General features: G+C 55.2%; 7 protein-coding genes. 3 read left to right on the top strand and 4 right to left on the bottom strand.

Annotated elements, in window-relative coordinates; genetic code table 11:
* The first annotated feature begins 64 nt into the window (after nucleotides 1–64).
* Nucleotides 65–1,414 carry a M23 family metallopeptidase gene (locus Q3Y58_RS03835; protein WP_319621109.1) on the top strand — a complete coding sequence of 450 codons (1,350 nt, stop codon included), beginning with the start codon at nucleotides 65–67 and terminating at the stop codon, nucleotides 1,412–1,414.
* Nucleotides 1,415–1,479: 65 nt separating this feature from the next.
* Here the strand turns inward: Q3Y58_RS03835 and prfB are convergent.
* From prfB to Q3Y58_RS03820, 3 genes are all read right to left on the bottom strand, one after another.
* Nucleotides 1,480–2,611, bottom strand: a protein-coding gene (prfB, locus tag Q3Y58_RS03830) for a peptide chain release factor 2 (protein ID WP_274216585.1) whose coding sequence is annotated in 2 segments (ribosomal slippage) — nucleotides 1,480–2,541 and nucleotides 2,543–2,611 — 1,131 coding nt in all. Because the reading frame shifts where the segments join, the coding sequence is not laid out codon by codon here.
* Between the two features lie 110 nt (nucleotides 2,612–2,721).
* Nucleotides 2,722–5,172 (bottom strand): penicillin-binding protein 1A, encoded by a 2,451-nt coding sequence (locus Q3Y58_RS03825; protein WP_319621108.1) that lies wholly within the window; start codon nucleotides 5,170–5,172, stop codon nucleotides 2,722–2,724.
* 193 nt (nucleotides 5,173–5,365) lie between these two features.
* Nucleotides 5,366–6,583, bottom strand: coding sequence for an N-acetylmuramoyl-L-alanine amidase (locus Q3Y58_RS03820; RefSeq protein WP_319621107.1), 1,218 nt, complete (start codon nucleotides 6,581–6,583; stop codon nucleotides 5,366–5,368).
* A gap of 889 nt (nucleotides 6,584–7,472) precedes the next feature.
* Between Q3Y58_RS03820 and Q3Y58_RS03815 the strand changes: the two genes are divergently transcribed.
* Nucleotides 7,473–10,754, top strand: a complete 3,282-nt coding sequence (locus Q3Y58_RS03815; RefSeq protein WP_319621106.1) for an Rne/Rng family ribonuclease — start codon at nucleotides 7,473–7,475, stop codon at nucleotides 10,752–10,754.
* A 71-nt stretch (nucleotides 10,755–10,825) separates the two neighbouring features.
* On the opposite strand, the gene Q3Y58_RS03810 is transcribed toward Q3Y58_RS03815, so the two are convergent.
* Nucleotides 10,826–11,938 carry a pyridoxal phosphate-dependent aminotransferase gene (locus tag Q3Y58_RS03810; RefSeq protein ID WP_319621246.1) on the bottom strand — a complete coding sequence of 371 codons (1,113 nt, stop codon included), beginning with the start codon at nucleotides 11,936–11,938 and terminating at the stop codon, nucleotides 10,826–10,828.
* Nucleotides 11,939–12,268: 330 nt separating this feature from the next.
* Here Q3Y58_RS03810 and Q3Y58_RS03805 point away from each other — a divergent pair, with 330 nt between their 5' ends.
* On the top strand, nucleotides 12,269–13,582 hold the full coding sequence (locus Q3Y58_RS03805) for a M48 family metalloprotease (RefSeq protein ID WP_319621105.1): 1,314 nt from the start codon (nucleotides 12,269–12,271) through the stop codon (nucleotides 13,580–13,582).
* Nucleotides 13,583–13,590 lie beyond the last annotated feature (8 nt).

The following is a 13,590-nucleotide window of genomic DNA, read 5'->3' as shown; positions in this document are numbered from 1 at the left end:
ATAACCCCTTTAAATGGAGAACACTCAAGAGCCAGTGATACCAGTTAGTTTGTAAGGATAATCAATGCTTTCTGCGCTACGGAAAAAGAAGCGAGTCGGGCAGAAGATTCCGCATTACGTCATTCTCAAAACGCCTCGCGGAGAGAAGGCATTTACCTTACATCCGGCAACCGCCGTCATAGCTGGCACCACGCTCCTCGTGTTCTCCATCGGTTACTTTTCAGCTACCGCCTACCTCATGATGCGCGACGAAATGCTGACAACCACCGTCATGAAGGAAACCGAACTGCGCCGCTCATACGAGGATGAAATCACGCGTCTTCGTGGCCGCATAGAGACACTAAACTCAAAGCAACAAATTACAGAGCACCGGGCAAGTGAAAGCCTGACGGATATCCGCTCCCGACAGGCCGCGCTTCAGGAACGCCAAAACAAACTCACCCGCATTCTGGCTTTGGCCAAAGACAGTGGGATGGAAATCGCATCCCTCGTGCAAAGTCCGATCCCCATTCGCAAGCCGACCTCCAGTGATAAACCGAGTTCTGTTCAGGCCTCCGTTATCTCCTTCGCTGAAAATGGTCTGCAAGACTCTGTTGGTGGTGAACCCGTACCACTTGAGAACCCGAGTGCCCTACTCGGTCTGCGGCCAACCACCTCTGGTGTGCCAGCAGCAAGCGCTGCCAGTGCACCAACCGCGGTACCATCACCAAAAGTCGAGAAGGACCTTGAAGAGCTTTCCAGCCTGGAACTTCAACTCGAAGGTCAGATCGACGAGAGCAAGGCCGTATTGGCAGCTGTGCTCGCTTTCGCACAGGCTGATCTGAAATCAATGAAAAGCGTCGCAAGCTCATTGAAAGTCGATGTTCCTGCCGCTGAGCAGGCTTCAGTTGGCGGGCCTTATGTGCCGCTGCCTGGCGCAGACTTCGACACGTTCCTCACTAAGACCGAGCAGGCTCTAGCATGGCGTCATCGGCTTAAAGCTGAACTCAAAGAACTGCCACTTGCCGCTCCCCTATCCACTTCTCGCATTACCAGCCGTTTTGGCGCACGTATGGACCCGTTCCTGAAGCGCCCCGCCATGCACACCGGCGTCGACTTCAAGGCAACCGTAGGTACGCCCATCCGCGCCCCTGCGGATGGAAAGGTCACCTATTCCGGTTATCGGGGCGGTTACGGCAAGTCTGTTGAAATCAAGCACAGCAATGGCATGACGACGCGCTTTGCTCACATGCACAAGATCTTCGTCGACAAGGACGACAATGTGTATGCTGGTGACATGATTGGCGCAGTCGGCAATACCGGCCGCTCAACAGGGCCGCACCTGCATTATGAAACCCGCATCAACAACGCGCCGGTTGATCCGATGCCATTTATTCAGGCTGGAGAACGCCTCGAAGGAATATTGGGAAGCTAATCCCTTCCAACTAAAAAAGGCCCCAAGCAGGGCCTTTTTTGTATCTATTGAGGATCAACCGAGCTTTACTCGATGTCTTCAACGACGTTCTCACCCGTGCCAAAGGCGCGCTGCGCGAGCGTTGCCTCCATGAACGGTGTCAAAGCCCCATCGAGAACATCACCTGGCGCGGTGCTTTCAACACCCGTGCGCAAGTCCTTGACCAGCTGGTAGGGCTGCAGGACATAAGACCGGATCTGGTGTCCCCACCCGATGTCAGTCTTGGAAGCAGCTTCCTTGTTCGCCTCTTCTTCGCGGCGCTGAAGTTCAGCTTCATAAAGGCGTGCTCGCAGCATGTTCCACGCCGTAGCGCGGTTCTTGTGCTGAGATCGCTCGCTTTGACACTGCACTACGATGCCCGTCGGCAAGTGTGTAATACGTACCGCGGAGTCGGTGGTGTTCACGTGCTGACCGCCAGCACCTGACGCCCGGTATGTATCAATCCGGCATTCGCTTTCGTTGATCTCGATGTTGATGCTGTCATCAACCACCGGGTATACCCAGACGGACGCAAAGCTGGTGTGGCGGCGGGCATTGCTGTCATACGGCGAGATACGCACCAGACGATGAACACCGGCTTCCGTTTTCATCCAGCCGTACGCGTTTTCGCCCTTGATCAGAAGCGTTGCAGACTTGATGCCAGCCTCTTCACCGTCGTTGTATTCCATCAACTCGACTTTGTAGCCCTGCTGCTCGCCCCAACGGCGATACATGCGAAGCAACATGCTGGCCCAGTCCTGGCTTTCAGTACCGCCCGCACCGGAGTTGATTTCCACATAGGTGTCGTTTCCATCCGCTTCACCGGACAAGAGCGACTGAAGCTGCAGTTTGTTGACGGAGGTCAGCATCTCTTTCAAAGCAGCTTCCGCTTCGTCGATCACCGACTGGTCATCTTCCATCTCACCCATCTCAATCAGCTCCTGATTGTCGGCGAGATCCTGCTGCAGCTTCCGGATACCAGAAATGCTGTCATCAAGCTGCTGACGCTCACGCATCAGTTTCTGGGCATTGCTCGGGTCATTCCAAAGGTCCGGATTCTCGGAAAGAGCATTGAGTTCATCTAGACGGACAAGCGCTGTGTCCCAGTCAAAGATGCCTCCTCAGCAGGCTTACGGCCTGCTTGATTTCGTCAACGATGGCCTCCATCTCGGCGCGCATCGGATACCTCACTGTTTTATTTGAAGAAGTTAGAGTCTAGCTCATAAGACTGGAGGGCGACATTAATCGCCCTCCAAGTGCATTGCAATCTTGTCTGGTGGTTTTTCGGCCTAATAAAGACCGCCCGTACCCACGGTCACCGCTTCCACGGCAGAAGGAGAAAGGGTTCTGTAAGTACCAATCTCATCTTCAAAACCAATCACGGAATAACTGTTCGGAGGCACTGTACCTGGTTTGAAGGCTTCCAGAATGGTGCCAGGTTCGCCAGCATTGGCACGAAGACCAGTACGGCGGTTGATCGGGATCAACTGCAACCCGGCAGGCAGCTTGAACTCCATTGGCGGTGTGTTCGCAAGAGCGTCCTTCATGAAGGCCGTAAAGATCGGCGCTGCAATCTGGCCACCTGTTGCACCCCGCCCCATGCGTCGGGGCGTGTCATAACCAACATAAACACCAACAGTCAGCTCAGGCGTGTAGCCCACGAACCAAGCATCTTTCTCATCGTTGGTCGTACCGGTCTTGCCTGCAACTGGACGCCCAACTGCCTTAACGGATGTTGCCGTACCGCGCTGGACCACACCTTCCATCATGGAGGTGATCTGGTATGCCGTCATTGGATCAAGAACGCGTTCACGCGTGTCGATCAACTCTGGCTCTTCCTGATTGGTCCAGTCAGAAACGGCACAGGCGTCACATACAAGCTGATCACTGCGGTAAATGTTACGTCCATAGCGATCCTGAATACGGTCAATCAGGGTCGGCTGCACACGGCGACCACCGTTGGCAATCATCGAATATGCATTGGTCATGCGCATCAATGTTGTTTCACCAGCACCCAGAGACATGGAAAGTACCGGCATCATGTTGTCATAAATACCGAAACTCTTGGCGTACTGCGCCACGAGATCCATTGTCATGTCCTGAGCAAGACGCACGGTCATCACGTTACGCGAAAGCTCAATGCCGGTGCGCAGCGTGGACGGACCGTAGAATTTGCCGCCATAGTTCTGCGGACGCCAAACACCAAGCCCAGGCCCCTGCTCGATTTCAACCGGCGCATCCAGCACCACGGAAGAAGGCGTATAGCCGTTATCGAGCGCAGTTGCATAAACGAATGGCTTGAACACCGAACCCGGCTGACGCCATGCCTGCGTTGCGCGGTTGAACTCGCTCTGGTCGAAGCTGAAACCACCAACCATTGCCAGCACACGGCCCGAGTTGGGATCCATGGCAACAAGCGCACCGGAAACTTCAGGCACCTGACGCAGTTCATAGGTGTCACCACCGGTCTTTTCGACGTAAACCACATCGCCCGGCTTCAGCACTTCCTGAACATTTCGTGGTGCCCGCCCGTCAACTCGTGCCCACTTCATGTCCTCAAGAGAAAGGCGAGTGCGCAGTCGTTCGGTAGAGAGCTTTCCACCAGCAACAGTCTCAGGGCGAATGCCGACGATGGCATTTTCATTGGAAGTGGAAAGCACGATTGCCGTTGTCCACTCTGGAACATCGTCCAGACGCTCGACCTTGGCGAGCTCTGGCCCCCAGTCGTTCGAGGTAATTTCCAACGTTGTGAGCGGACCGCGCCACTTGCCACGAGAACGGTCAAACTTCAACAGGCCTTCCTTGAGCGCCCTGCGAGCCAGAATTTGCAGTTTCGGGTCAAGCGAGGTGCGAACAGAAAGACCACCTTCATAAAGCCGCTCTTCACCATAGCGACTGGCAAGCTCTCGGCGTACGGCCTCAGAGAAGTACTCTGCACCCTTCAAACGAGTGCCAGTTTCGCGAAGCTTCACTTCCAGCGGCATCGCCTTGGCTTCTGCAGCTTCCTGCGGATCCACATAGCCGTTTTCAACCATCCGGTCGATCACCCAGTTACGACGCTCAATAGCGCGGTCCCGGTAGCGGAACGGGTGATAGTTGGACGGCCCTTTGGGCACGGCGGCCAGGTAAGCCATCTCCGCAAGGTTCAACTCATGAACTGACTTGTCAAAGAGGATCAGGGATGCGGCCCCCACACCATAAGCGCCCACACCGAGGTAGATCTCGTTGAGGTAAAGCTCAAGGATGTGGTCCTTGGAATAGGTCTGTTCCATACGCAGCGCCAGCAATGCTTCCTTGATCTTGCGCTCATAGGAAACTTCGCTGGTCAGCAGGAAGTTCTTTGCCACCTGCTGTGTAATGGTGGACGCACCAACAAGACGGCGACCAGAGCCACGGTTGCGCAGGTTGGTCACAATCGCGCGCGCAATGCCCTGAGGATCGATCCCCATATGCTGGTAGAAATTCTTGTCTTCTGCCGAAATGAAAGCCTGCTTCAACCGATCAGGAATAGCCTGGATTGGCAGGAAAAGCCGACGCTCACGCGCAAACTCATCCATCAGCTGGCCATCCGTGGCATGGACACGGGTCATTACCGGCGGTTCATAAGTCTGCAACGCTGTAAAGTCGGGCAGATCTTCGGACATTTTGTTCAGATAAATCCAAAGGCCAGCAGCAGCAATCAAGCCGAATACCGCAGCTACGCCAAACAAATATCCGAAGGCTCTAACTAAAAACTTCATCTTTCGGGCTCGTCTCCAAATCCCGCAGTGGTCTGGTGCGTGTGTCTGTAGCTGACCTCAGCAGCGGGTCTACTCATTTTCGAGTTGCAGGCCCCACCTACCGCTCTTTTAGAGTTCAGCTTCATGCCCCCTCATCGCGCCTTAATATGGCAATGCTGAGGCGTTGCTTTTGCGGCACAAAGCGCACAACTGTTTAATCCTGCTGCACATTCTGTGCAATGCGCGCTTTGAAAAAAGAATTTATGGCCTGCACCAAAGCAAATGACACCCTGTCGCGCCACTCATCAGAGCCTAGCATCTTCTCATCTAACGAATTGGAAAGAAACCCAAGCTCGATCAAAACCGAGGGAATATCATAGCTTTTCAGGACCTGAAATCCTGCAGACCGAAGCGGATTATTGATCAGCTTTGTGGCGCTCTTGAGTTCCTCAACCGCCAGCCGGGCGAAATGAATGGAAAAATTCTTCGCCTCACGCCGCGCCAGATCCACAAGAATATCTCCCACTTCATCCGGCTCTTCGGAAAGATCAACACCCGCCAGAAGGTCAGACCGGTTTTCGCGCTGAGCCAGCGCCTCGGCCAATCGGTCAGAGGCCCGTTCAGACAGCGTGTAGATGCTTGCGCCTCGGGTCGTGGACGCCCCGCGCAAAATGGAATCAGCGTGAACGGAAATAAACAGGTCGGCCTGAAGCTCACGCGCGATATTAACCCGGCCACGAAGCGGAATGAATCGATCATCATCCCGCGTCAGATGGATGGTGTAGTTACCTTCCTCTTCGAGCTTCTCTTTCAAAAACTTGGCAAACCGCAGGACGATTGTCTTTTCCAGCGTCCCGTTATCCCCTACTGCGCCAGAGTCGATACCGCCATGCCCAGGATCAATCACGATGACCGGGCGATCGGACCTCTCTGCAGCGGTCTTTACAGCCCGATCTGATTTTCCACTGTGCTGCGGCCGCATACCAAGCGCAAATTCTTGTGCCTGTTTTTCAAACGAGGCCTGATCCGCCTCAACCAGATCCAAAACAAGGCGCGTAGGCTGATCTTGAACGCCCGGCAGAAGGAAGGACTTGTCCAGGTTCACCGGGCCAGTCAGGTCTAGAACGACACGAGAGCGGCCAACAAAAACCTGTCCATAACGCCAGGATTCCACAAGTCCCCGCCCCTCGGCTTCAAATTCCTCAGGGAAATCAAACTCAACTTCCGGCAGATCAATGATCACTCGGTTCGGATTGGCAATAAATGAAACGTGATACGCGATCTCACGATCCATATCGATAATGAACCGTGTCCGCACGTTGTCACCGGCTACCCGAGCGTCGACGACCTTGGCGCGTTCCGGTGGCTCCAGCGCGTCGGTCGCACCGGAAAAAACAGTCAGAAAAGCCAATAATAGAGCCAAAAAAAGCATGGTCTGCCTTAAAATGGCACCGTTTATTGCACTACACCCTCTGGATGCTAGGCGTGAGATCAACAATCCCCTCCTCACAAGCCGCACACGTCCACCTCTAGCGGCTGCCCGATTTAAAGTGGCAGCACCCTAACTTTCAGAGATCGCAAAAATGTGGCTAACCTCGATAAAATAACGGGTAGCCGCCTTTTCGCTCCTTAACACCCTACTAAAAGGTCTGTGTCAAACTTTGAGTTCGATTTCCCCAATCTTGCCAAGTGGCTCTCCTGATCGTAAAAGAACATGTCAGGTTTCTGATTGCCTCCCGTAATTTGGAGCAATCATTCTCACGTTAAGGAGCATTCAAGACCTTGAAACCGCTCTTGGCGCATGGGAAAAGGAAGTGATCCTTTGGCCGCGAATCCAAGACCTTAGGCAGAAAGAATAACTCTGAGGCACCTAAGGGGATTGGACCAAGCCGCCAGATGGCAAGATGGAATTTAGAAAGTTTGCAGGCAAATGACCTGCAAAAACTTGTAGATAACAGTCCCGGATCTGATCGGGGGAGCGAGGGCACTGCCCTTCCTTCGGACCCGTCAGAATTCAGGACACCCCTGTAGGTGGTGCGGAACGTTCGGCACCAACCAGTTTGCGGGTCAGGACATTGGTCTGATCGGCAACCCAATGAGATCTTTGAGGACACGGTTGCACAAGATGCGCGCCAATTTGAAAACACTGAAGACAGATACCAGGGCTCGTTTTGACGTGCCAACCGGTCTGTTGAGTGCAGCGCGTCGCCGATCCTCCCCTTCAGTTTTTAACATCGACAAAGTAGCGACCCACAACAGCACGTTAAGGCTCGAGCGCCGTTTGCGCCGGCCGGTCTGGTGGGTCGTGGAGAACTGCATTCATGGCAAACAAGATGCTGATAGACGCGACCCACCCGGAAGAGACCCGGGTGACGGTCGTACGCGGAAATCGGGTTGAAGAATTCGACTTTGAAGCTGCCAACCGGAAACAACTGCGCGGCAATATTTATCTGGCCAAAGTAACAAGAGTAGAACCTTCTCTTCAGGCCGCATTCGTTGAGTACGGGGGAAACAGACACGGATTTCTGGCTTTCAGCGAAATCCATCCTGACTACTACCAGCTCCCCAAGGCTGATCGCGAAGCATTTGAACGCCAGCTTGCTGAAGAAGCTGCGGCCCATCAGCGTGAGCGCGAACGCCGGGAACGTGAAGAAAAAGAACGCGAGGAGAGCAAGCGCTCTGCTGCACGGCGTAGCGATCAGGACGATGACGTCATCACTGAGGACATGCCTGAGGATGAGGACGCGCTGGATGACGACAGCGATCTAAATGCGCCAGATGATGACGATGAGGACAGCATCGAGGAAATCGTGCCGGAAGGCGCGTCCTACGATGATGATGACGACAGCTCCGATTCTGAAGCGACCGATACCACGTCTGATGAAGACGAAGTAAGCCAGTCCGCGCCGACAGCAAAGTCTGGGTCTGACTCTTCTGATGATGATGAGACATCCTCCGACAGTGCTGATGCAGCTGACGATGACAACTCCTCTGAAGCCCTCTCATCTTCAAATGACTCAGATGACAGCGACGACGATGAAGCGTCTGACGATGACGACGAAGATGGTGACGCTGAGCAGGCTCAGGCGCGCGGCGATCGCCGTCGCCGTTCCCGTGGCTCCCGCCGTCGTCGCTCGCGCAAAGGCCGCAGTGGTGACGACAAGGAAACCCGTTCATCCGACGACGCCGAAGAAATCAGCTCAAACGACAGTGACAGTGACGACGACTTCGACATCGCTCCAGAGCGTGCGCGCCGTCTGCGCGACAACTACAAGATTCAGGAAGTTATCAAGCGCCGCCAGCTTCTGCTGGTTCAGGTGGTAAAGGAAGAGCGCGGCAACAAGGGTGCAGCTCTTACCACTTACCTGTCTCTGGCAGGTCGCTATTCCGTCCTGATGCCAAACACGGATCGCGGTGGCGGGATCTCTAGAAAGATCACCAAACCGACCGACCGCAAGCGCTTGAAGGAAATCGCTCAAGATCTGGGTGTGCCAGTTGGCATGGGCGTGATCTTGCGCACAGCAGGTGCAAGTCGCACCAAGGCGGAAATCCGCCGCGACTTCGAATACCTCATGCGCCTTTGGGAAAACGTTCGTGAACTAACACTGTCCACCACCGCACCAAACCTCGTTTACGAGGAAGGCAGTCTAATCAAGCGGTCCATTCGCGACCTCTACAACAAGGACATCGATCAGGTTCTGGTCGCTGGCGAAGAAGCTTACCGTGAAGCCAAGAACTTCATGCGGATGCTGATGCCGAGCCATTCCAAGAATGTTCAGCCCTACCGGGATGTGGTGCCTGTCTTCAATCGCTTCGGCGTTGAAGCACAGCTCGATGCCATGTTCTCGCCAGAGGTTACGCTGAAGTCCGGCGGTTACATTGTCATCAACCAGACTGAAGCTCTGGTCTCCATCGACGTGAACTCCGGCAAGTCAACCCGCGAACAAAACATCGAAGACACGGCCCTCGCCACCAACATGGAGGCGGCAGAAGAAATCGCACGTCAGTTGCGCTTACGCGACCTTGCTGGCCTTGTGGTCATCGACTTCATCGACATGGAAGAAGGTCGCAACAACCGCGCCGTTGAACGCAAGCTGAAAGAATGCCTGAAGGCAGATCGTGCCCGCATTCAGGTTGGCCGCATTTCGCATTTCGGCCTTTTGGAAATGTCACGCCAGCGTCTGCGTACCGGCGTTCTTGAGAGCTCCAGTGTGGTGTGCCCGCATTGCCGCGGATCCGGTATTGTGCGCTCCACGGAATCTCTGGCTCTGCACATTCTGCGCTCTGTTGAAGAGCAGCTGCTGCGCAATGCCAGCCATGACCTGATTATCCGCACGCCGACGGAAGTGGCGCTCTATGTGCTGAACCACAAACGCGATCACCTCATTTCGCTTGAGCAGCGTTTTGGACCGCGCATCACTGTTCAGGCAGATGACAGCGTGACCGGAGAGCACTTCACGTTGGAACGCGGAGAGCCTGTCTCTGCGTCCCCTCGCCCGCAGGTAATGCCAGTGTCCGTTCAGCAGGATGCTCTGCCGCCTGTTGAAGACTACGAAGACATCGAAGCGGACGAGGAAGCTGAAGTAGAGGCAACCAACGACGAAGAAGAAGAAGACCGCGAAGAAAAGTCCGGTCGCCGTCGTCGTCGTCGCCGTCGTCGCCGTGACAAACGCGATCAGGATCAAGTGCAAGCTGAAGGCGATGAGGCCGAGGCAAGCGAAGATCAGGAAGCGGATTCCGAAGCCTCTGCAGACGGCGAAGCAACCGAAGCAAAGGATGGCAACGAAGACGGCTCCGAAGATGAAGACGGATACGACCGTCGTCGCCGCCGTCGCCGTGGTCGTCGCGGTGGACGCCGCAGCCGCCGCAATCGCAAAGAAGATGGCGAGTTGGAAGCCGCAGATGGCAACGATGACGCTTCCTCAGAAGGCTCTGAAGGTGCCGAGGACGCTGCAGTCGTTGAGGCAACTGAACAGGTGGATGCCAGTCCAGAGGAAGCTGAAAAGGCCGCAGAAACCACAGAACAGACTGATGCCAGTAAAGGTGCTGTCACTGCTGAGGAACCTGCTGCACAAGCCTCTCCAGAGGCTGAAGCAAAAAGTGTTCAGATAATCGAAATCAAGGAGCCGGCGTCTGAGGAGGCACCAGCCGCAGCAGCAGCCCCGCTTGAAGAAGCGGCTATCGCTGATACCGAGGCTTCGGCACCTTCAGGTGACGAAGGCGCTCAAAAGGCTGAAGAAGCAGAAGAAGCTACTAAAACAGCTGAGACTGAGACCGTAGAAGCAGCGCAAGGTGTTGAAGCAGCTTCTGAGGCGCCTCGCGAGGAAGCTCCGATCGCCGAAGAACAAGCTATCGAGGCCGAAGCAGCTCCTGTTGAGGCCCAAGAAGAAAAGGAAGAGGCGACCCCTTCTAAGGCTCAGGAGCCAATCTTGGCCGAAGTCGTCTCTGAGGAGGAAGAGCCCGTGGCTGCTAAACCTGCAGCCAAGTCAGCCCCTGCTCAGCCTGTGGTGACAAGCGAAAAGCTGAACCCGGACGAGTCGGTTGAAATGGACAAGGATGCCCCGCGCCGCACAGGTTGGTGGCAGCGCCGCTCCTTCTTCTAAGCAGCTCTTGAAGCGCAAAACAAAATGGGCGGCCTCGTGCCGCCCTTTTTATTTCCATCACGCGCTGGCAATCAGAAGTTTGCCGTCCATGCCTTCAGGCGTGTCATGGCTTCCCTGATGTCCTCGGTCGGTCCGGCAAATGAGAAACGCATGTATCCCGCACCGTGCGCCGGGTCAAAATCCGCTCCTGGCGTCGAGGCCACAGAAATTTCTTCCAGCATGCGCTTGCAGAAATCGAGACTGTCATTGGAGAATTTACGCACGCCTACATAGGCGTAGAATGCCCCATCAACAGGCATGACTTCGTCAAATCCGGCTGCCGCCAACCCATCCAGCAGAATGGCGCGATTTTCCTGATAGACCGCTTTGACGCGTTCAAGGTCGTCCTTCACTTCAAAAGCGGCGGCTGCCGCAATCTGAGAAAGCTGCGGCGCAGAAATGTAGAGGCTCTGGGCAATCCGCTCAACGGGCCTGACCAGCTCCTCTGGCAAGATCATCCAGCCGATACGCCAGCCTGTCATGCAGTAGTATTTGGAGAAGCTATTGATGATGATCGCTTTTTGAGAAAATCTGAGTGCTGTTTCCTCTTGCACTTCATAGGAAAGGCCATGGTAGATCTCATCGGAGATAAACCAGATGCCTTTTGCCTCGCACGCCTCAACAAGGTCCTTCAAGGCCTCGGGGGTCATCATGGTGCCTGTCGGATTGGCGGGACTTGCTACCAAGACCCCTTTCAACGGCGCCTCTGCATGAGCCTTTTCGATGTGCTCTGGCGTGAGTGCCCAGCGGGTCTCGGGTCCCACCTCAATTTCAACGGGTATAAGACCAAGTGCTTTGAGGATATTGCGGTATGCCGGATATCCGGGGGCCGTTAACGCAACCCTGTCTCCGGGATCGAATGCTGCCAGAAAAGCCAGATTGAACCCGGCTGAGGAGCCGGTGGTCACCACAATCCGCTCATCTGCAACGTCCACGCCATAGTGCTCTGCGTAGTGCTTGATCAACGCGTTACGCAAGATGGGCATTCCGCGCGCTTCCGTATAGCCAAGCTTGCCACTCGCCAATGCGTCCTCTGCAGCCACCCGAACATGGTCCGGAACAGGCATTCCCGGCTGACCCACTTCCATATGCAGAACGCGTGCGCCCTCCGCTTCCAGCTTGTTGGCCGCAGCCATCACATCCATGGCAATAAAAGGGGCGACCTCACTCCGATTTGACGGTTTAAAAATTGCCAAGTCCCATTACCTCTGTATTGTTGGAGATCAGATTGATCTCATTTATGCTTTGTCAAAATCCCGCCGTCGTTGGATGCTCTAGGGTTACACGAACTATTCGGGAATTTACGACATAAACTGCCTTAGTTTTGCTGCGCTACGTCGAAAGGCACACTCTTGCTGAAACGATTCTTTTCGAACCTTAACCGGCCAAGGTCTCGTCGCGCTACAGCTACGTCCGTCGCAAGGAAGTCTGTTGCAACAGTAGCTGCCACTGCCATTCTTCTTCCGCACCTGTTGGTGGCCCCAGCTCAAGCTCAGAGCCGAAAGCTGCCTTTGGTGCGCGATGCGGAAACAGAGAACCTGCTGCGCGAATACGCCAAGCCCATTTTTCGTGTGGCTGGCCTGCCTCAAGGTCAGGTGGACATCATTCTCGTGAATGACAAAAGCTTCAACGCCTTTGTTCCCGACTCACGCCGCATGTTCATCAACATTGGCGTGCTCATGGAAGCCAAAACGCCTTCAGAAGTGATCGGCGTGATCGCCCACGAAACAGGCCACATTGCGGGCAATCACCTTGTGCGCATGCGTCAGGCAGCCGCCAATGCGGAAATCATTTCCGTAATTGGCATGATCCTCGGTGTGGGGGCCGCAGCTGCCGGGGCTTCAACCGGTAACTCCAACGTGGCAGGTGGCGGTGCCGCAGCAGCAATGAGCAGTGGCGCACTTGGTCAGCGCACGTTCCTGGCCTATCGCCGATCAGAAGAATCCGCAGCCGATCAGGCAGCCCTGCGTTACCTGGAGCGGACCCAGCAATCCGCCAAGGGCATGCTCACCACCTTTGAGCGCATTGCAGATCAGTCTCTGTTTGCCGCACGCCATGCCGATCCCTATGCCATCAGTCACCCGATGCCGCGCCAGCGCTTCAACGCGCTCAAGGAGAAGGCTGAAAACAGCAGGTATTTCAACAAGCAAGATCCGGAGCACCTGCAGTTCAAACATGACATGGTCCGGGCCAAGCTTCTTGCTTTCACCAGTCACCGCAACACCGTCTACCGGCAGTATCCGCGCAAGGACAAGACCTTACCAGCGCAATACGCCCGCGCAATCGCGTCCATGCGCGCTGATGGCTTGAATAAGTCCATACCGCAGATCGATGCGCTGATAAGACAGATGCCGCAGAACCCATACTTCCACGAGCTTAAGGGACAAGCTCTGCTGGAAGGCGGTCGTCCGGAACAGGCGGTCGCCCCGTTCCGTAAGGCGCTCTCCATGTTCCCGGGCAATCCGCATTTCGAGATTTGGCTCGGCTTTGCCATGGTGGCTTCGGAGCGAAAGGACTACCTGCCGGAAGCACGCCGGTTGCTCACAGCCGCACTGCAGAAAGACCCATACTCCCCTGTGGGCTACCAGCAACTCGCCATCGCCCATGCCCGCTCAGGCAGTCCGGCCATGGCGGATCTGGCAACAGCAAGGGGCTTGATGGCCCGCGGCGATGTTCGTGCAGCTCAACGCTATGCGGCCCGCGCTCAAAAACAATTGAAAACCGGTTCACCGTCTTGGCAGCAGGCTGATGACATTCTGTCTTATAAGGTAGACAGAGCACTTAGATAATCGGTACT

The organism is Nesiotobacter zosterae, assembly GCF_033843645.1.
GTDB lineage: Bacteria > Pseudomonadota > Alphaproteobacteria > Rhizobiales > Stappiaceae > Pseudovibrio > Pseudovibrio zosterae.
This window is presented reverse-complemented; position numbering and strand designations above follow the sequence as displayed.

Excerpts from the sequence above, each read along its gene's own strand:
- Q3Y58_RS03835 (WP_319621109.1), top strand. The coding sequence starts at position 65 with ATGCTTTCTGCGCTACGGAAAAAGAAGCGAGTCGGGCAGAAGATTCCG.
- Q3Y58_RS03825 (WP_319621108.1), bottom strand. The coding sequence starts at position 5,172 with ATGAAGTTTTTAGTTAGAGCCTTCGGATATTTGTTTGGCGTAGCTGCG.
- Q3Y58_RS03820 (WP_319621107.1), bottom strand. The coding sequence starts at position 6,583 with ATGCTTTTTTTGGCTCTATTATTGGCTTTTCTGACTGTTTTTTCCGGT.
- Q3Y58_RS03815 (WP_319621106.1), top strand. The coding sequence starts at position 7,473 with ATGGCAAACAAGATGCTGATAGACGCGACCCACCCGGAAGAGACCCGG.
- Q3Y58_RS03810 (WP_319621246.1), bottom strand. The coding sequence starts at position 11,938 with ATGGATGTGATGGCTGCGGCCAACAAGCTGGAAGCGGAGGGCGCACGC.